At 65.2% G+C, this 19,522-nt stretch carries 15 protein-coding genes; 12 read left to right on the top strand and 3 right to left on the bottom strand.

What is annotated here, in order from left to right; translation table 11 throughout:
- Position 1 precedes the first annotated feature (1 nt).
- From AC1DEK_RS14965 to AC1DEK_RS14955, 3 genes are read left to right on the top strand one after another with little or no spacing between them, the layout of a single operon-like run.
- Entirely contained in the window at positions 2 to 709 is a 708-nt protein-coding gene (locus AC1DEK_RS14965) for a 4'-phosphopantetheinyl transferase family protein (RefSeq protein ID WP_478126037.1), read from the top strand.
- On the top strand, positions 709 to 1,515 hold the full coding sequence (locus AC1DEK_RS14960) for an alpha/beta hydrolase family protein (RefSeq protein WP_478126036.1): 807 nt from the start codon (positions 709 to 711) through the stop codon (positions 1,513 to 1,515). The genes AC1DEK_RS14965 and AC1DEK_RS14960 overlap by 1 nt, the downstream gene beginning before the upstream one ends.
- A complete protein-coding gene (locus tag AC1DEK_RS14955; protein WP_478126035.1) occupies positions 1,512 to 2,420 on the top strand; it encodes an alpha/beta fold hydrolase in 909 nt (302 codons plus the stop codon). Before AC1DEK_RS14960 ends, AC1DEK_RS14955 begins: the two co-directional genes overlap by 4 nt.
- A 31-nt stretch (positions 2,421 to 2,451) precedes the next feature.
- On the opposite strand, the gene AC1DEK_RS14950 is transcribed toward AC1DEK_RS14955, so the two are convergent.
- Positions 2,452 to 5,622, bottom strand: a complete 3,171-nt coding sequence (locus AC1DEK_RS14950) for an efflux RND transporter permease subunit (RefSeq protein WP_478126034.1) — start codon at positions 5,620 to 5,622, stop codon at positions 2,452 to 2,454.
- Positions 5,619 to 6,878, bottom strand: a complete 1,260-nt coding sequence (locus tag AC1DEK_RS14945) for an efflux RND transporter periplasmic adaptor subunit (protein WP_478126033.1) — start codon at positions 6,876 to 6,878, stop codon at positions 5,619 to 5,621. Before AC1DEK_RS14945 ends, AC1DEK_RS14950 begins: the two co-directional genes overlap by 4 nt.
- 236 nt (positions 6,879 to 7,114) lie before the next feature.
- On the opposite strand from AC1DEK_RS14945, the gene AC1DEK_RS14940 reads away from it, so the two are divergent.
- From AC1DEK_RS14940 to mdoH, 6 genes are all read left to right on the top strand, one after another.
- Positions 7,115 to 7,609, top strand: a complete 495-nt coding sequence (locus AC1DEK_RS14940; RefSeq protein WP_478126032.1) for a hypothetical protein — start codon at positions 7,115 to 7,117, stop codon at positions 7,607 to 7,609.
- A gap of 147 nt (positions 7,610 to 7,756) precedes the next feature.
- Positions 7,757 to 9,127: a tRNA (N6-isopentenyl adenosine(37)-C2)-methylthiotransferase MiaB gene (gene miaB / locus AC1DEK_RS14935; RefSeq protein WP_478126031.1), complete on the top strand. Its 1,371-nt coding sequence runs from the start codon at positions 7,757 to 7,759 to the stop codon at positions 9,125 to 9,127.
- Positions 9,127 to 10,554, top strand: a complete 1,428-nt coding sequence (locus AC1DEK_RS14930; RefSeq protein ID WP_478126030.1) for a sensor histidine kinase — start codon at positions 9,127 to 9,129, stop codon at positions 10,552 to 10,554. The genes miaB and AC1DEK_RS14930 overlap by 1 nt, the downstream gene beginning before the upstream one ends.
- A gap of 67 nt (positions 10,555 to 10,621) precedes the next feature.
- Positions 10,622 to 11,233, top strand: coding sequence for a hypothetical protein (locus AC1DEK_RS14925; RefSeq protein WP_478126029.1), 612 nt, complete (start codon positions 10,622 to 10,624; stop codon positions 11,231 to 11,233).
- A gap of 71 nt (positions 11,234 to 11,304) precedes the next feature.
- Positions 11,305 to 12,669, top strand: coding sequence for a sigma 54-interacting transcriptional regulator (locus tag AC1DEK_RS14920; protein ID WP_478126317.1), 1,365 nt, complete (start codon positions 11,305 to 11,307; stop codon positions 12,667 to 12,669).
- Between the two features lie 404 nt (positions 12,670 to 13,073).
- Positions 13,074 to 15,086: a glucans biosynthesis glucosyltransferase MdoH gene (mdoH, locus tag AC1DEK_RS14915; RefSeq protein ID WP_478126028.1), complete on the top strand. Its 2,013-nt coding sequence runs from the start codon at positions 13,074 to 13,076 to the stop codon at positions 15,084 to 15,086.
- Between the two features lie 166 nt (positions 15,087 to 15,252).
- Here mdoH and ffh read toward each other — a convergent pair whose 3' ends face one another.
- Positions 15,253 to 16,611 carry a signal recognition particle protein gene (ffh, locus tag AC1DEK_RS14910; RefSeq protein WP_478126027.1) on the bottom strand — a complete coding sequence of 453 codons (1,359 nt, stop codon included), beginning with the start codon at positions 16,609 to 16,611 and terminating at the stop codon, positions 15,253 to 15,255.
- Between the two features lie 157 nt (positions 16,612 to 16,768).
- Between ffh and AC1DEK_RS14905 the strand changes: the two genes are divergently transcribed.
- Genes AC1DEK_RS14905 through AC1DEK_RS14895 form a run of 3 tightly spaced genes read left to right on the top strand, consistent with a single transcriptional unit; the run spans position 16,769 to position 19,502 of the window.
- Positions 16,769 to 17,581 carry a cytochrome C assembly family protein gene (locus AC1DEK_RS14905; RefSeq protein WP_478126026.1) on the top strand — a complete coding sequence of 271 codons (813 nt, stop codon included), beginning with the start codon at positions 16,769 to 16,771 and terminating at the stop codon, positions 17,579 to 17,581.
- Positions 17,578 to 17,820 (top strand): PP0621 family protein, encoded by a 243-nt coding sequence (locus AC1DEK_RS14900; RefSeq protein ID WP_478126025.1) that lies wholly within the window; start codon positions 17,578 to 17,580, stop codon positions 17,818 to 17,820. The genes AC1DEK_RS14905 and AC1DEK_RS14900 overlap by 4 nt, the downstream gene beginning before the upstream one ends.
- Entirely contained in the window at positions 17,817 to 19,502 is a 1,686-nt protein-coding gene (locus tag AC1DEK_RS14895) for a sensor histidine kinase (RefSeq protein WP_478126024.1), read from the top strand. The genes AC1DEK_RS14900 and AC1DEK_RS14895 overlap by 4 nt, the downstream gene beginning before the upstream one ends.
- The last annotated feature ends 20 nt before the right edge of the window (positions 19,503 to 19,522 follow it).

Below are 19,522 nucleotides of genomic sequence, written 5' to 3'. Positions count from 1 at the left end.
CGTGTCGATCGCACCGATCCCGTGGCCCGGGCCCTGCCTGCTATGGCAGGTTGACCTCGAGGCCGCATCCACGGCTGCCAACTGCCTGTCGGAGGCGGAGCAAGCACGCGCGGCCCGCTTCGTGTTTGCGCGCGACGGGCAACGCTACGTCGCCGCGCATGCGGCCTTACGGCAGATTCTGTCGACAGAGACGAGCATCGCGCCCGAGCGACTGGAATTCACCGAAGGCGAATTCGGCAAGCCGGCATTGGTCGGCCAGTCGGAGGTTCGCTTCAATCTCAGCCACAGCCATTCGATCGGCCTGATCGCGGTCAGCCGTGGCGCCGAAGTGGGGGTCGACGTGGAGCTGGCCCGCACGGTGTCGGATGCAATGGCGCTGGCCGCGACCTGTTTCACGCCCGGCGAGATCCGCATGCTGCAGGCGACGCCCGCAGCCGCGCGCGATCGCGCCTTCCTCGTCGGCTGGACGCGCAAGGAAGCGGCCATCAAGGCGCTCGGCCTTGGAATGTCGGCGGATTTGCAAGCGCTCGAAGTTGGCCTGGAGTGCACCGAACGCGAGGTAAAGTGTCGCCTGGGTTCACACATGCGTGCCTTGCAAGTCTTTTCCATTTCTCTCGGCGAGGGCCTCGTGGGTGCGCTAGCACTCGACTCTGTCCACGCGGGAGGACATCTGGCAGCGGCATCGACGTCGCTGATCGACATATTGTGATGGTCCCGTTCTATTTCGGTCCGGCGGACCGCCAGTTGTTCGCCGTCTATCACCCCCCGCAGCGCAAAACCGACGGCCATCCGGCGGTACTGATGTGCAGCCCCTTCGGCCACGAGGCCATCCGTGTCCATCGACTCTTTCGCGTCATTGCCGATCGTCTGGCCCGCGGCGGCGTCGCCGTCCTACGCTTCGACTTCTTCGGCACCAGCGAATCAGGGGGTGAAGACGAGGCAGGCGAAATGAAAGGCTGGCAACTGGATCTCTTGCGCGCTCATGAGGAGCTCCTTCGGCGCTCCCAATCGCCAAGGCTGAGTTGGCTGGCAGCGCGGCTGGGGGCCACGCTCGCTCTCCAGGCCGCACGCCATGCGCAGGGGCTTCAGCAGCTTGCGCTTTGGGAGCCCATCCTCGATGGGCCCGCCTACATCGAAGAACTGCTCGAGGCACAGATCAAGATGCTCGAAGTGGGCTACTACGCCAAGGACCGCTCCTGGTACAAGCAACGCCAGGCTGACGGCAGCCCGGCGCTCACAGAGGCACTCGGGCACCGCATCAGCGGCCAGCTCGCGAGCCAGTTGGAGGCGCTGCGGCCGGATACGCTGAGCGCCCCGGCGGCAGTGGCGACCTCCGTCTTCTCCAAGGCAGGGGACGAAACTGTGCGAAATTGGTGTGAGCGCGAAAATTTGAACAATCGCAAGGTCGTGCACGAAACGCTCGAACATCCGATCATCTGGACTTCGGACCCATTGCCCAACCAGGCCATCGTTCCCGCCGAAGTTACCAAGCGCCTTATCGGACTTATTCGATGAACAGCTATCACGAAGAACCCGTTCAGTTCGGCCAGGAGTCGGGCTTGCTGGGCGTGATCACGCGGCCGACCGGCCACATCTCCGATGCCTTGGCGTGCGTGATGTTCAACTTCGGGGTCACTCACCGCGTCGGCCCCCGCCGCATTCAGGTCAAGATGGCCCGGCGACTCGCTCAGGAAGGCTTCGCGACACTGAGATTCGATCTCTCGGGAATCGGCGACAGCCATGGCACGGATGCTTCGCTGCGGTTCGAGGAACAGGCGACCAACGATCTTCGCGCGGCCCTCAATGAAATCGAAAAGCACCTCGGCATCCGCCAGTTCGTCATCTTCGGCCTGTGTTCCGGCGTCGCCCCGGGGCTCCGGATGGCACTGGAGGATCCGAGGGTCATCGGACTGCTCAGCTTCGACGGCTATGCCTTTACCAGCCATGCCGCGAACATCGAGCGCCGCGTGCGCCGCTTCCTGCGCTTCCCCAAGGCTCAGATCAGCCACTGGATCGACCGCCTGCTAGGTCGTGACCTGCCCGAAGGCGACTTGCTCAAGACCGGCGAGAGGACGAAGGTCGTGACGCCCGCCGATTTCGCGCGCGAGATGGACACGCTGGTCAAGCGCGGCGTCTCCATCTACCTGATCTATTCCGGAACGCTGCAGCAGCGCGACCGCAACCACGACCAGCTGTACCCGCTGCGCGGCGCGCCTTTCCTTCAGAAGGTGCGCTACGAATTCATGCCCAAGGTGGACCACTCCTTCACCGACGTGGCAGGGCAGCAGTTCTTCATCGACGCCGCCTGCCGGTGGGTGGAAGACATCGAGGCAAAGCGCGCGAGCGTGCCGGCGACCAGCGTGCCACCTGCGAACGGGCAAGCCTCAGACCGCAAGGCGTCGACGCTCGCCGTCGCCTGACAGGACGCGCAGCGCGCCCGGCGCCCGCACGTCAGGCGCGAGCGGAGCTCTCGCGCGCGCCGGCGCCGTCGCCCGGATGTTGTGCCTCCGAGGGCAGTTCCTGCAGCGGTCCGCTGCCGCTGTAGCGGTCCAGCGCGAGATAGATGGCCGGCGTGATGTAGAGCGTGATCACCTGCGAAAAGATCAGGCCGCCCACCACAGCCACGCCGAGCGGCTGACGCAGTTCGGCGCCGGCACCCAGCCCGAGGGCGAGCGGCAGTGCACCCATCATTGCCGCGAGCGTCGTCATCAAGATCGGCCGGAAGCGCAGCCGGCAGGCTTCGCGAATGGCGTCGACCGGCTTCATGCCTTCGGTCCGCTGGGCCTCCAGCGCAAAGTCGATCATCATGATCGCGTTCTTCTTGACGATCCCGATGAGCAGCAGGATACCGATGGTCGCGATCAGCGTCAGGTCGAAGCCGAAGAGCTTCAGCGAGAGCAGCGCACCCACTGCTGCCGAGGGCAGCCCAGCCAGGATGGTGAGCGGATGGATGTAGCTTTCATAGAGCACGCCGAGCAGCACATAGATCACGAGCACCGCCAGGATCAGCAACACCGCCTGACTCGATTGCGAGCTCTGGAATACCGCCGCATCCCCACCGTAGCTGGTGATGATCGACGGCGGCATCTTCAACTCTTCCTTGAACCGGTCGATCTTGGCCGTGGCGTCACCGAGCGGAACATCGGGTGCGAGGTTGAAGGACACCGTGACGGCCTGCAGCTGGCCCTGGTGATTGATCGAGGTGGGCCCGACCGTGCGCCGGACCGTCGAAAACGCTGACAACGGGACCAGCTGCCCCGCCTTGTTGCGCACCGACAGGCGCGACATGTCTTCCTCAAACTGCCGGTCGCCGTCCGACGCTGAAAGGATGACCTGGTAAGTGTTGCTTGCGCCATAGATGCTGCCGATCTGGCGGTCGCCATAGGCGTTGTAGAGCGCAGTGCGCAGGTCACCCACGGCAACGCCGAGCACCCCGGCCTTGTCGCGATCGATGTCCAGCGTCGCCTGGAGGCCGCGGTTTTGCGAGTCGCTCGTCACGTCGCGGAAAGCCGGATCGGCGCGCATGCGCTCCATCAGCTTGTCGGACCACACACCCATGGTGCCGGCGTTCACGCTTTGCAGCGTGTATTGGAAACGCGCCTTGCTTTGCCGCCCGCCGAGGCGCAGGTTCTGGATCGGCTGCATGTAGACGGCAATGCCCGGGATCTCGCGGAAGCGCTTGCGCAGGGCTTCCAGCACCTGCGGCATGGCCGCGCGATCCTTGCGCGGCTTGAGCACGACGAACAGGCGCCCGGAATTCTGCGTGGCCGTCGGGCCGCCGACACCGATGAAGGAGTTGACGTAGTCGACGTTCGGGTCGGCCATGATCGCGTCGGACACACGGCCCTGCAGAGCCTTCATCGCAGGAAACGAAATGTCCTCGGCGGCTTCGGTGGTGACCTGGATCTGCCCGATGTCTTCCTCCGGGAAGAAGCCTTTCGGAATGGTGATGAACATCCAGGCAGTGAGCGCGAAAGTCGACGCGGCGACGATCAGCATCACCGGGCGGTGGCGCAGCGTCCAATCGAGCGTGCGCATGTAGTTGGCATGCACCCAGCGGTAGCCGCGTTCGAAGGCACGGCCGATGGCAGTGCCGGGTTCGGGATGCTCTTCTTCGTGATCGAGCGCGCCGCCTTCTCGCGGCGTGTGCTTGAGCAGACGGCTCGCGAGCATCGGCACCAGCGTGAGCGACACGATCGCCGAGACCATCACCGCCAGCCCCACCACCACCGCGAATTCATGGAACAGCAGTCCGATCACGCCGGGCATGAAGAAGACGGGAATGAAAACCGCCACCAGCGATATCGAGATCGAGATGATGGTGAACCCCACCTCGCGCGCACCGCGCAATGCGGCGGCGAAGGGCTCCATTCCTTTTTCGACGTACCGCATGATGTTTTCAAGAACGACGATCGCGTCGTCCACCACCAGCCCGACGGCCAGTGTGATGCCGAGCAGCGACACATTGTCCAGGCTGTAGCCGAAGGCATAGAGCAACGCGACCGCGCCGATCAGCGAGATCGGAATCGTGAGCGCCGGAATCAGCGTGGCGACCAAGCGGTGCAGGAACAGAAAGATCACCAGCACCACCAGCAGGATGGTGCCCAGAAGCGTGAGCTGCACATCGTGGACTGCTTCGCGGATCGAAAGCGACCGGTCGTTGAGCACGCTGATTTCGACCGACTGCGGCAGCTCTCCCCTGAAGCGCGGCATAAGCGCCCGAACCGCATCGACGACTTGGACCGTGTTGGCGTTGGGCTGGCGCTGCACGGCGAGCGAAATCGAACTCTGCCCGTTGTAGGCGCTTGCCGTCTTCACCGATTCGAAGCTGTCTTCGATCGTCGCCACCTCGTCAAGCCGCACGGGTGCGCCGTTGCGCTGGCCGACGATCACCTTGGCGAAATCGGCCGCCCTGAGCATCTGTTCGTTCGCCTGGATAGTGAGCGTCTGGCGCGGCCCGTCGAGCACGCCCACCGGTGTGTTGGCATTCGCCAGCCGGACCGCATTGGCAAGCTCGTCCAGCGTGATGTTGCGGGCATTGAGAAGATCGGCGTCGGCCTTGATGCGCACCGCAAAGCGCTTCTGCCCATAGACGGCCACCTGCGCGACGCCGTCGATGGTCGAGAGCGTGGGCGAAACCAGGTTTTCGGCGTAATCGTTCAGCTCGGACGGCGTCATCGAGTCCGACGTCATCGCAATGAAGAGCACCGGCGCATCGGCCGGATTGACCTTGCGATACGACGGCATCTGGGTGAGTTCGGGCGGCAGCAGGCGCTGCGCGCGCAGCAGGGCAGCCTGCACGTCGACCGCGGCCGCGTCGATGTCGCGCGAGCTCACGAACTCCAGCGTGACCGATGTGCTGCCCTGGGTGTTGACGGAGCTGATCGTCTGGAGGCCCGGGATCGTCGAGAACTGCTTTTCAAGCGGCAGCGCCACCGACGACGCCATCGTCTCGGGACTGGCCCCGGGAAGTTGCGCCGAAACGTTGATGACTGGCGTGTTGTAGCTCGGCAGTGCCGCGACCGGGATCTGGAAATAGGCAAAGATGCCGACCACCACCACCGCGGCAGAGAGCAGCACCGTCATCGCAGGACGACGGATGCACAGCTCGGAGATGTTCATGTCCGCTCCCGTTCCGCGACGAGACTGGCGTTGGTCGGCCCGACCGATGCCGCGCTTCCGGGCCCGGGCGTTTCGCCCTCAGGGCGCTGCGGCGGGTTTGCCGCCTCGACCCGCACCTTGCCGCCGGGACGCACGTTCTGCTTGCCCTCGATGACGACTTGCTCGCCGGGTTCGATCCCTCGCACCACGACCTGCGTGCCGAAGGTGTGGAGCGACTCGACCTTGCGGCGCGTCGCTTTCTTTTCGGCGTCCACCACATACACCGAGGTGCCTTCCGCCAGCATCATCAGCGCCGAAGCCGGCAGCACGGTCGCGTCTTCGATCGTGCGGACCGTCACGCGCGTTTCGACGAATTGACCCGGCCAAAGGCTCTGGTCGGCGTTGTCGAACACAGCCTTGGCGCGCACCGTGCCGATCAGCGGATCCACGGTGTTGTCGACGAAGCTGAGCGAGCCCTTCAGCGTTTCCTTGCGACCCGGCACGACGGCTTCAACTGCCGTGTGCGCTCTGGCCGCCGCGAGCAGGTCCTGAAGCTTGCCCTCTGGAACCGGAAAACTCACCGCGATGGGATCGAGCTGCGTGATGGTGACCAGAGACAGCGTTGGCTGGACCAGCGTGCCCGGATAGATATTGACCGCGCCGATGCGCCCAGCGATGGGCGCACGCAGAGTGGCATAGCCCAGTGCGACATCGGCCGCCTGCACCGCTGCGCGATCGGCTGCCACAGCGGCGCGCTGCGCCTGGAGTTGCGACAGCGTGGCGTCCGCGGCGCTCTTCGCAATGAAATTTTGCGCGACGAGATCCTGGCTGCGCTTGTACTGCCGCTCCAGATCCGCCAGCATCGCCTCGTCCCTCTGTTGCTGAGCCTTCGCCTTGGCGAGGTTGGCCTGGTCCGGCCGGTCATCAAGCGTGAAAAGCAACTGCCCGGCCTTCACGAACTGGCCTTCCTTGATATGCACCTGTCGAACCGTGTTGGTCACTTGGGGCCGCAGATCGACGCTGTTGAGAGAAACCACGTTGCCGTTGACCTGGACCGTGACGGGCACGGTTTGCCGCTTGGCTATTGCCAATGACACCAGTGCCGGGGCCGCTGTGGCGGGCGCGCCGGGGCTTCCCTTGCCAGCCTTGACGCTGCTGGACTCCGCGCCGTTGACCTCCGCGCCGACGCGCGATTTGGCGCCGGACCACCACCACGTACCGGTGGCGGCGGCGACGATCAACACACCCGACAGGGTGACGACGAGATTCTTCTTCATGAGTGCGGTATCTTGGATCGAAGGTGGGGCGCAGGATATGGGAGTCGTACTACTACAGACTACTTTTGCGGGCTACTTTTCTGCGGCGCGCCTATTGGAGCAGTGCGCAACCGAAAGCGCCCCGAAGTGCCGTAAAGATAAGTAAAGGGTTCATGCAAGATGGCACACCCGCGACAGACTCGTTGCGCGACAAGCGGCCGCTAAAATCGCCGCTTCCCAGCCTCTGGATGAACCCCATGAATCGCTGCAAGAACTCCCTGAGCGCTCTTGTTTTGGTAGCACTGAGCGCCGTCATTGCTCCTGCCGCCGCCCTGTTCTCGCCTCACGCCGCGGCGCAGGTCGCAGACATCCCCAACTCCCAGAACGAAGCCGCCAACGGGGGGCGCAATTTCCCCGTCGGAACGCTGCGCGGCAAGTTCATGGTGGTGAACCCCCCTGAGATCGTGCTCGACGGCCAGTCCGAGCGCCTTTCGCCAGGCGCGCGCATTCTGGGTGCGAATCGGATGCTCGTCATGCCGGCGGCCATCACGGGGCAGAACCTGCTGGTCAACTACACCCGCGACGCGGCCGGCCTGGTGCGAGAAGTCTGGATCCTGACGCCCGACGAGGCCCAGGCCAAGCGTGCATCGGCCGAAAAGCCGCTGCTGAATTTCTGGCCCTTCGTGGCCAACAGCGGTCCGCGCGACGACGGCAAGACGCCGTTCGACCAGCTTCCCAAATACGGAGAGTGACTGGCTCGCCCCCAGGCTTGCTCACTTCGTGTAGCCGCCTACCCCCTGCCGGGGGCGACACCGGCGGCCTGGCGGAGCCAGTTCCGCGGTGTCCCACGCCACGGCCGCGCTAACCCAATGACATTTGCATCTCTCGGGAGAGGCACCATGAACCCCAAAGTTTTTATCAAGACCTTCGGCTGCCAGATGAACGAGTACGACTCGGACAAGATGGCGGATGTGCTGCGCGCGGCTGAAGGCTATGAGCCGACCACGAATGTGGACGAGGCTGATCTGATTCTTTTCAATACCTGCTCGGTGCGTGAGAAAGCGCAGGAGAAGGTGTTTTCCGATCTTGGACGGGTGAAGCACCTCAAGGCGAAGGGGGTGAAGATCGGTGTCGGCGGATGCGTGGCGAGCCAGGAAGGCGAGGCCATCATCGCGCGCGCGCCCTACGTGGACGTGGTTTTTGGGCCGCAAACCCTGCACCGCTTGCCGGAGATGCTGAGCCAGCGCGACCGCGAGGGGCGGCCGCAGGTCGACATCAGCTTTCCCGAGATCGAAAAATTCGACCACCTGCCGCCTGCGCGGGTGGAAGGCGTCACGGCCTTCGTGTCGATCATGGAAGGGTGCTCCAAATACTGCAGCTACTGCGTCGTGCCGTACACGCGCGGCGAAGAAGTGAATCGGCCGCTCGACGACGTGCTGGTGGAAGTCGCCGGGCTGGTGGACCAGGGCGTGCGTGAGGTCACGCTGCTGGGACAGAACGTCAATGCGTACCGCGGCCGCATGGGCGACACCACGGAAATCGCCGACTTCGCCACGCTGCTCGAATACATCGCGGAGATTCCCGGCATCGAGCGCATCCGCTACACGACCAGCCATCCCAACGAATTCACGCCGCGGCTGATCGAGGCATACGCCAGAGTGCCTCAGTTGGTGAGCCATCTCCACTTGCCGGTGCAGCACGGCAGCGACCGAATCCTGATGGCGATGAAGCGCGGCTACACAGCCATGGAATACAAGAGCACGGTTCGCAAGCTGCGAGCGATTCGTCCCCAGCTCGCGCTCAGCAGCGACTTCATCGTCGGCTTTCCGGGCGAAACGGATGAGGACTTCGCCAAGATGATGAAGCTCATCCACGATCTCGAGTTCGATGCCAGCTTCAGCTTCATCTTCAGTCCGCGTCCGGGTACGCCGGCTGCGGCGCTGCACGATGACACGCCGCACAGTGTCAAGCTCGCGCGGCTGCAGGAATTGCAGGCCGTGATCGATGGAAACGTCAAGCGCTTCGGCGAAAGCAGGGTGGGCACCGTGCAGCGCGTGCTGGTCGAAGGCGCCTCGCGCAAGGACGCGCGCGAAATGATGGGCCGCACCGAGTGCAACCGCGTCGTAAACTTCAAAGGCGACGCTCGACTGGTCGGCCAGATGGTCGACCTCCGCATCACCCGATCGCTGGCCTACACGCTGCGCGGCGAAGTCGTGACGGCTGAATCGACGCACGCTGCCGGCAGGTCCGCGCCGGCGCCCGTCGCCTGATGTCGAAGCTGGCCTCCGCGCGCGGTTCGTTCCAGCAGCTGCTGCTTTTCGCGTTTCTCCTGATCACCGCGCTGCTCGTGGGGGTGGCATTGCGCGCCGTCTTCCAGTACGACGAGCTCATGACCGAAAGCCGCGATGCGGCGGCGCGCGCGCTCACTCTTTCAGGTGCGGCGCAATCGTTGGCCGAGCGCAGTGCGGCGATGGAGCGCGCAGGGCGGCAGTCTCTGGTGCTCAACGATGCCGTGCTGCGTCGCCGCTTCGACGATGCGACGCGCGATGCGCGCCAGGTGCTCGAGCGCCTCACGTCCAACGGCCTCGGCAGCGAGGGGCCTGACCGTTGGCGCGAGCAGATGGAAGTCATTCAAGGGCTGATGAGCGGCGCACCCGAGACGGCGCTTGCCCGCGAAAGCTCGATGGCGATGCAGTTTCGCGAACTCGATGCGCTCAACACCAACATCGCTCAGCAGGCGCAATTCCTGATCGAAACGCAAAACAATGCGTTGGCGCAGCGCATCGAGAACGAGCGCAGGCGGCTGATGCGGTTGGTGGTGGCGGCGAGCATCTTTGCAGTGACGCTGGCGTTGGCTTTCGGGGTCTGGCTCGCGCGGCCGTTCAAGCGGCTGCAACGAGCGATCGTCGGTCTCGGCCAGAACCGGCTCGACGAGCCCATCGATATTCCCGGTCCCGCCGACGTTCGCCGCGTGTCGCAGCAGCTCGAGTGGCTGCGGCTGCGGCTCACCGAGCTGGACGCGGACAAGGCACGCTTCCTGCGACACGTCTCGCATGAACTCAAGACTCCGCTGGCCGCTCTGCGCGAAGGCGTCTCGCTGCTGGAAGACGGCGTGACCGGCGCGCTCAATCCATCGCAGCGCGAAGTCACGCAGATCCTTCAGCAGAACACCGTGGCGCTGCAGGGCCAGATCGAGGCACTCCTGCGCTTCAACGCCGCCGCTTTCGAAGCCCGCGAATTGCGCCGCGAACGCACGCCCCTGCTGCCGCTCATCGAAGAGCAGATCGAAGCGCAGCGCCTGCAATGGCAAGCCAACGGCCTCACGGTGCGAGCCGAGGGCGAACCGATCTCGGTCGTCGTCGACCGCGTGAAGCTCGGCACGGCGCTTGCCAACCTGCTGTCGAATGCGATCCGCTTCTCGGCGCGTGGCGGCACCATCACCATGGCTGTGTCCAGCACCGCCGATTTCGCCCAGATCGACATCTGCGACGCAGGGCCCGGGGTTTCGGAGGCCGATCGCGACCGCATCTTCGAGCCTTTCTTCCGGGGGGAAAGGCAACCTCAACATTCGGTAAAAGGAACGGGGATCGGTTTGTCGATCGTGCAGGAGTACATTGCGGCTCATGGCGGTCGCATCACGCTGCTGCCGAACGGGCCAGGCGCGCGCTTCCGTATCGAACTGCCGCGCACCGCTTGACGCCCATCGCCCGACGTTCCCAATCCGATCCATGCCTTTTTCGGCCTTTCACAGATCCATCATCGCCGTGACGCTCGTCGCGCCGATGCTCTTTGCCGGCTGCGCCACTTCGCACAAGCCGCCGCCGGAAGCGGTCGTCGTGCCGGCCATGCCGCCTTCCCCGCCCCCCGTGACGCCGGTCGAGGCCGAGCCGATCGCGCCCGCCACGCAGCCCGGCGGCATCTTCACCCAGACGACCCCGGGTCCAGTCGGCGCCATGCTCGCGTACGCCGACAAGGTGCGCCCGCTCGGCCCGCCCGAACTCGCCAACGAGCTCTCCCGGCTGGGCGACCTCATGGAGACCCCGACCACCCAGATGCAAACGGCGCTCGTGCTGGCCCAGACTCGCGTGCCTGCCGATCTTGTGAAGGCTCTGGGGCTGATGCAGCGTGTGACGACCAACCCGTCGGCAGAAGCACAGCCGCTTCAGCCGCTTGCCCGGGTGCTGGCGGCGCGCTATGCGGAACAAAGGCGCGTCGAGGACGATCGTGAAAAGCAGGCCCAGCAATTGCGCGACAGCCAGCGCCGGATCGACCAGCTCAACGACCGCATCGAGGCATTGCGCGCCATCGAACGGAGTTTCGCGCGGCCCAACACGCCGGCACCGGCGCCGGCGATCAACCCAAAGCCAGCACAGTGAGCAATCCTGCGGTTCCCCCTTCCGAAAACGCGCCTGCGCCAGGCACCGGCGCACAAGCTCGCGGGGCGCGGCTGCTCGTGGTCGACGACGACCCGGACATGCTCCGGCTTATTTCGATGCGGCTGGTTTCTGCCGGCTATCAGGTCACTGCCGTGACATCGGCCGAATCGGCTCTCACGCAACTGGAGATCGAGCATCCCCAACTCGTGCTGAGCGACGTGCGACTGCCCGGTCGCGACGGCCTCGCCCTCTTCGACGAAATCCGAAAGCGCCACCCAACCCTACCCGTGATCCTCTTGACCGCGCACGGCACCATTCCCGACGCGGTGGAGGCCACGGCGCGGGGGGTCTTCACCTACCTGACCAAGCCTTACGACGGCCGCGAGTTGCTGGAGAAGATCGCGCAGGCCCTCGCGCTCGGCGCGCCGAGCACGGTGCCCGGCAAGAGCGGGGACGAAAGCTGGCGCGCGGAAATCGTCAGCCGCAGCAACCGCATGGCTGAGCTGCTGGCCGAGGCGCGCATGGTGGCAAAGTCCGATGCCAGCGTGCTGCTGCGTGGGGACAGCGGCGCCGGCAAGGAACTGCTCGCTCGCGCCATCCATCGCGCGAGCGCGCGCGCCGACAAGCCGTTCGTGGCCGTGAATTGCGGCGCCATTCCAGAAGCGCTACTGGAGTCGGAGCTGTTCGGGCACATGAAGGGCGCCTTCACGGACGCCGTCGCCAATCACAAAGGGCTGTTCCAGCAAGCGGACGGCGGCACGTTGCTGCTCGACGAAATCGGAGACATGCCGCCAGCGTTGCAGGTCAAGCTGTTGCGCGTGCTGCAGGAACGCGCGGTACGGCCGCTCGGCGCCAGCCAGTCGATTGCCGTGGACGTGCGGATCATCTCGGCCACGCACCGCGACCTCGATGCCGCCATGGAGGCGGGGCAGTTTCGAGAGGACCTCTACTACCGTCTCAATGTGGTGACATTGAGTTTGCCGCCGCTGTCGGCGCGCAGGGAGGACATCCCGTTGCTCGCCAATCACTTCCTGCAGCGGCTGTCGACGAAGTACGGCAAACGCCTCTCCGGCTTCGCGCCGGAAGCACTCAAGGCCTTGACCACTGCTTCATGGCCGGGGAACGTGCGGCAATTGTTCAACGTGGTCGAGCAGGTGTGCGCGCTATCGAGTTCGCCGCTGATTCCGCTCGCCCTCGTACAGCGCGCGCTCCGGGTGCCGAGCGTCGAGGTGCTGACCTATGCCGAAGCCAAGCAGCGATTCGAACGCGACTATCTGGTGGGCCTGCTCAAGTTGACCGACGGCAACGTCGCCGACGCGGCCCGGCTCGCGGACCGCAATCGGACCGAGTTCTACAGGCTCCTGCAAAAGCATGAGCTCACGCCCGGGCACTTCAAGTCCGAGGGCGTGTCGCCTGGAAGCGAAAACGGTCGCTGACCAGCGACACGCTAAGTGGTTGATTCTGTTGAGCTTCTCCGGTCAGTCTCAGTAGCCTGTCGGGATTCGGCGACAAAATCCGGGGTTCAAGAGGCCTTTTGACTTCCTGTCGCGGCCTTGCCCACCCAAAATCAAGCTAAGCCTTTGATTTGAAAGAGGTTTTCCAGGCTGGCACAGGGTTTGCCCCTGTACTGGCATGACAGCTCATTCCAGCCCCTCTTTCGCACTGCGTCCGCAGCGCGACGGCCTGCGTCAAAAGCAGTTTTCCCTCTCGCGCCCCCGCGCGGCGGGACATTCGCTGGCAGCCCTCGAGGCGTCCAGCGGCATCGCACCGGATTGCGTCTTCAAGCGCTTTCCGGCAATCGGCGACACGCCGTCCGTTCAGAAGCAACGGTGAGTCAACGATGAAGCCCAACGAATTTTCCCAACTGAAGGTGCTGCCGGAAATCGAGTTTTCGCGCAGCAATCTCCTTCGCGAAGAGCGCCATCCGAATTCCGTGACGGCGCCACCCATCAATCGCGGTTCGATGACACCCCGCCCTTGGCGCGGCTTCTGGAACAGCATCGGCACCGCGCTGCTGGTGAAGCTCGGCGCTGGCCGCGCGGCCAAGCAGACCAGCCGCGGGCCCGATTCCGGCGCGGTACTTCAGCCGTGGCAGCGTGCAGCAGCCCAGCGGCGCTTCGCGTTTGTTGCACTGGCGGTACTGAGCACCGTCATCGCTTCGACGCTGTTTGCACGCGTGCAACCCGACTACGACAACCTGTGGCTCGAGTACAGCCAGATCGCGCTCTACGGTGTGCTGTCGGGCTGGGTCGTGACCGGCTTCGTGACGGCGCTCATGGGCTTCTATGTCTCCGTGCGCGGTGACAAGCACGCGCTGTCGGCCAAGCAGGTCGCGAACCATCCGATGAATCCGGACGCGCGGACAGCGATCATCATGCCGATCTGCAACGAGGATGTGTCGACCGTGTTCGCCGGCTTGCGCGCGACCTGCGAATCGGTTGCCGCGACGGGCAACGCGGGGCAGTTTGACGTGTTCGTGCTGTCCGACAGCTACACGCCCGAGATCGCCGCTGCCGAGCGCGCTGCCTGGGAAGACCTGCGCGCCGCACTGGCCGTCAATTACGCGAACAACCCCAACCAGCCACAGGTGGAGGTCTACTACCGCCTGCGCACCCGCCGCACGCACCGCAAGGCCGGCAACGTTGCCGACTTCTGCCGCCGCTGGGGCAAGGATTACCGTTACATGGTCGTGCTCGACGCCGACAGCGTCATGAGCGGCGACTGCCTGAGCTCGATGGTCAAGCTGATGGAAGCCAACCCGACCGCCGGCATCATCCAGACTGCGACCCAAGCCATCGGCCACGTCACGCTGCACGCTCGGGCGCAGCAGTTCGCCTCGCGCATGACGGGTCGGCTGTTTACGCTCGGCATGCAGTTCTGGCAGCTCGGCGAATCGCATTACTGGGGCCACAACGCGATCATCCGCGTACAGCCTTTCATGGACCATTGCGCGCTGGCGCCGATCCGTGGCAAGGGCGGCATGTCGGGCGGCATCATGTCGCACGACTTCGTCGAGGCCGCGCTGATGCGCCGCGCCGGCTATCACGTGTGGCTGGTCGCCGATCTGGTCGGCAGCTACGAGCAACAACCGCCGGACCTGCTGTCCGAGTTGCAGCGCGACCGCCGCTGGTGCCAGGGCAACCTGCAGAACGCACGCCTGATGGCGGAGCCGGGTCTGCATTCGGTCCACCGTGCGATGTTCGTCACCGGCACGATGGCTTATGTGTCGGCCCCGCTGTGGCTCGCATTCCTGACGCTGGGCACCGCCCTTTGGCTCACCGGTTCGAGCGTGGTCGAGCACTGGCTCTCCATGCCGATGGAGCTGGCTGGCCTGTGGCTCTGGACCTTGTGCCTGCTGTTCCTGCCTCGCGTGCTGGGCCTTGTTGCCGTGGTGCTGCGCGGCGAGCAACGCCAGTTCGGCGGCATCGGCGGCATGCTCAAGAGCGCTGCGCTCGAAAGCGCACTCGCCATCGTGCAGGCTCCGGTCCGCATGCTCGCGCACTCGCTGTTCGTGGTCGTTGCCCTCACCGGCATCAAGCTCGACTGGAAGTCGCCTCCCCGCGAAGCCGCTGCGGTGCCGTGGCGCATCGCCGTCGCTCAACTCGCGCCGATGACGGCCGTGATCGCCGCGCTCGCCGTGGGCATCGCACTCATCGACGCCAGCGCGCTCGCCTGGCTGATGCCTGTCGGCCTGCCGCTCCTGCTCGCGATCCCGCTGACAGTCCTCACCAGCCAGATCGCCTTGGGCAACTCCTTGCGCGACCGCGGCTTCCTGCTGATCCCCGAGGAATCCAGGTCCCCCGCCGTGCTGCGCCGAGCCTGGATGCACGCCGTGCGCCTGGCCAGATCCTAAGCACCAAGCCCCCAAATAAGAAAAGCCCGCATCGCGGGCTTTTCTATTTCCAGAGATACCGCGGAACCGGCTTAGCCGGGCCGCCGGTATCGCCCCCGGTAGGGGGTGGAGAGCGACACGAAGTGCGCGAGCCTGGGGGCGAGCCACATCCCCGCCTGGGGGCGAGTCACATCCGGGGCATGCCCTTCATGCCGCCCATGCGCTTCATCATTTTCATGAGGCCCCCGCCCTTCATCTTCTTCATCATCGTCTGCATCTGCTCGAATTCGTTGAGCAGCCGATTCACTTCCTGAACCTGTACGCCGGCGCCCGCCGCGATACGGCGCTTGCGGGTTGCCTTGAGCAGTTCGGGCTTGCGGCGCTCCAGGGGGGTCATGCTGTTGATGATGCCTTCCTTGCGCCGGATGTCGCGCTCGGCGCGGGTCATGTCGGCCTCCGTCGCCTTGGCGGCCATCTGCGCGGGCAGCTTGTCCATGATGCTGGAGAGCCCGCCCATCTGCTTCATCTGCTGCAGCTGGCCAAGAAAATCGTTGAGGTCGAATCCCGCGCCGCTCTTGACCTTGGCCGCGAGCTTCTGTGCCGCCGCCACGTCGACGCCCGCCGTGACCTGCTCCACCAGCGCGACGATGTCGCCCATGCCGAGGATGCGGCCGGCATGGCGCTCCGCATCGAACACCTCCAGCCCATCGATCTTTTCGCTGACGCCGGCAAACTTGATCGGCACGCCGGTAACCTGCCGCACCGACAACGCCGCGCCGCCGCGCGAGTCGCCGTCGGTCTTCGTCAGGATGATGCCGGTGAGCGGCAGCGCATCCTTGAAAGCCTTTGCGGTGTTGATCGCGTCCTGCCCCTGCATGGCATCGACCACGAACAGCGTCTCGATGGGATTGAGGGCCGCATGCAAGTCCTTGATTTCCTGCATCAGCACTTCGTCGATCGCCAGACGGCCGGCGGTGTCGACCAGCAGCACGTCGAAGAAGTGCCGCTTGGCGTGATCAAGCGCAGCACGGGCGATGTCGATCGGCTTCTGGTCAGGCGTGCTGGGAAACCATTCGGCGCCTGCCTGCCTGGTCACCGTCTTGAGTTGCTCGATGGCGGCAGGGCGGTAGACGTCGCCCGAAACCGTCAGCACCTTCTTCTTGCGCTTCTCGATCAGGTGCTTCGCCAGCTTGGCCGTGGTGGTGGTCTTGCCGGCGCCCTGCAGTCCCGCCATGAGAATCACGGCCGGCGGTTGCGCCACGAGATTGATGTCGGCCACGCCTTCGCCCATCGTGGCGGCCAGTTCGCGATTGACGATCCCGACAAGTGCCTGCCCGGGCTTGAGCGACCCCAACACCTCTTGCCCCAGCGCCTTTTCCTTCACGCGCCCGACAAAATCCCGGACGACCGGCAACGCAACGTCCGCTTCGAGCAGAGCCATGCGCACCTCGCGCAGCATGTCCTGCACATTGCTTTCCGTAATGCGGGCCTGTCCGCTCATCGTCTTGACGAGGCGGGAAAACTTTTCAGTAAGCGCGGTGGCCATTAAAAGGTACCTTGTTGTCCGGCAGAGACTAGCCGTATTCGTAGAAACACCGCGGAACCGGCTCCGCCGGGCCGCTGGTGTTGCCCCCCGGTCAGGGGGGTAGGCGAAGCGACACGAAGTGCGCGAAGCCTGGGGGGCGAGCCATTAAACTCAGCCGATGATTTTAGCGATCCCCTCCCCGCTCGGCGTGGCTCTGGGCATCGCCACCGCCGCCGCCTATGGCATCACTGCCGCAGCGTCTTCATGGCTCAGCCGATCATCCACGCAAGGGCTGCTCGCATTGGCATGGCTTCTGCACGCGCTTGCGCTGGGCTGGGGGCTCGGGGGCGGCACCCCGCACTTCGGCTTTGCGCCAGCGATTTCTATCACCGTGTGGCTGGTGCTCACGGTCTACGGCATCGAAAGCCGCATGTATCCGCAGCAACTCCACGTCTGGCGCGCGCTCGCAGTGCTGGGGGCTGTGGCGGTCCTGCTGGCGGTTTTGTTTCCCGGGACGCCGCTGCACGTCTCCGCCTCGCCGTGGCTGCCGCTGCATCTGGCGCTGGGCATTGCTTCCTACGGATTGTTCGGCGCCGCCGTGGTTCATGCGTGGCTCATGACGCGGGCCGAAAAGCAGATCCGGCTTGCCGCCGAAACGCCAAGCGGGCTCCCGCTCCTCACGATGGAACGCCTCACCTTCCGCTTCGTCGCGGCGGGCTTCGTGCTGTTGTCGGCCACGCTGCTGGCGGGCATCTTCTTCAGCGAGACGCTCTATGGCGCGACGGTCCGCGGATGGAAATGGGATCACAAGACGGTGTTCTCGATCCTCGCGTGGATCACTTTTGCCGTCCTGCTGATGGGACGCGCCCGCTTCGGCTGGCGTGGGCGCACGGCGCGGCGCGTGCTGTATGCCGGCTCCGCGTTGCTGCTGCTCGCCTATGTGGGATCGCGCTTCGTTCTCGAAGTCGTCCTCTCGCGCACGCCCTCATGAAATACCTGCTCGTTCTGGCCGTCATCGCCATTGCCATATGGTTCTGGCGCCGCGGCCGTCAGGAAGAAATGCGCTCGCGCGCACCCAAGCCGCAAGCCCCACCCGCCGTCGGGCCGCCGAAGGCCATGGTTCGTTGCGCCCACTGCGGCTTGCATCTGCCGGCCACTGACGCCATCACCGGCCCTGCTGGCATCTATTGCAGCGCAGCCCACCGCAAAGCAGCGGAAAGCCGCAGATGACTGCCTACCTGTGGTCGCGAGGCGAACCGGCCACCGATTGGAGTTCGCTCGAGAAATTCAACGCTGACAGTTCGGCGTTGCTGCGTCTTTGGCGCGGCTTCATGGCGGCACGGTGCTTTGTCGCGGCGGTGCTCCTGCTCCTTCCGGGAGTCGCCTTGGCGCTCAAGCAGCCCGTCCAGGCCCAAGGCATCGCTCTGACGATCTGCTATCTGATCGCGGTGCTGCTGGCCGCGCGGTATGCGCCTTTTCAACCGATTCGCAGGTTTGGCGGCGCGTGGCTGTCGACCATCGGCATCGACCTCGTCACGTTCACCGCGCTGCAAACACTGCAGGTGGGCGGCGTCAACTACACGCCCTTGTTCGCGCTTCCGGTGCTGATGGGGGCCGTGCTTGGCACCGGCGCAGTCGGGCTGGGCACCACTGCGGCAGCCACCCTCTTGCTGCTCGGCCACGCGGGCTGGTATTGGTTCGAGCAACCCGCAGACACCTCGCCGCGCTTTGTCCAGGCAGCTCTGACGGGCACCGGGCTCTTCGTGGTGGCCCTGATCGCCCACGAGCTGGCCCGCCGCCTCACCCGCGAGGAAGCCATGGCGCAGCGCAGCCGCAGTGCCGCGGAGATGCACGCGATGGTCAACGATCTCGTGATCGAAACACTGAGCGAAGGCGTGCTCGTGGTCGATGCCGCGGGCCGGGTGCATGCGGTCAATCCTGCAGCGGACGCGATCCTGGGCAACGGTCTCGCGCAGATTCCCCAGCCTTTCGCGCTCAGTGCCTATCCGGCCTGGGTGCCGCTTGCCCATCTCGCCCGCCAGACTTTTTCGCGGCGCGCGCCCCAGGCCACCGAGGTGCCGGTCGCGCAGCCGCAAGGCGCTCCGCGCGAAGTCCGCGTCCGCACACGCCTGACGCAGGCCCGGGACCTGCGCGCCGAAAGCCTCTGCGTGATGTTCCTGCAGGACTTGCGCGAGCTCGAAGCACGCATCCGCACCGAAAAGCTGGCGGCCATGGGCCGGATGTCGGCCGCCGTCGCGCACGAGATCCGCAATCCGCTCGCCGCGATCACGCAGGCCAGCGCCCTGCTCGGCGAGGATCTCGTCGACCCGGGTCATCGCCAGTTGACCACCATGGTTCAGCAGAACGCTCAGCGTCTGTCCCGCATCGTCGACGACGTCCTGGACGTGGCGCGGGCTCGGCAGCAACGCGTGCTGCCGCTGGGCGAGCAGGTATCGCTCGACCCGACGGTTCGCTCGCTAGCGGAGGAATGGGTCCAGCACGCGCAGCAGCAAGGCGTGTTGCTTTCGCTCGAAGCGGGCACCGACGTGCGTTTCGATGCAGAACATCTGCGGCGCATCCTCGTCAATCTGCTGGACAACGCCTCGCGCTACGCCGGGGACCGGGAGGGCTCGATCCAGGTGAGCACCCGGCGCAACGCGACAGGGCGCGCGACCCTTCAGGTCTGGAGCGACGGTGCGCCGCTCGAGCCGGCAGTGCAGCGGCATCTTTTCGAACCGTTCTTTTCCTCCGAGAGCCGCTCGAGCGGACTCGGACTGTTCCTGTGCCGCGAGCTGTGCGAACAGCACGGCGCCACCATCGGCTATGAACGCAGGGCCCTTTCCGCGGCAGGCCCCGAAGGCAACGAGTTCTTCGTGGCATTTGCATCAGTTGAAAGTCGACTGACACAATAGCGGCGTGAGCACCCCCAACC

Source organism: Variovorax sp. 10N420 (assembly GCF_056394705.1).
This window is presented reverse-complemented; position numbering and strand designations above follow the sequence as displayed.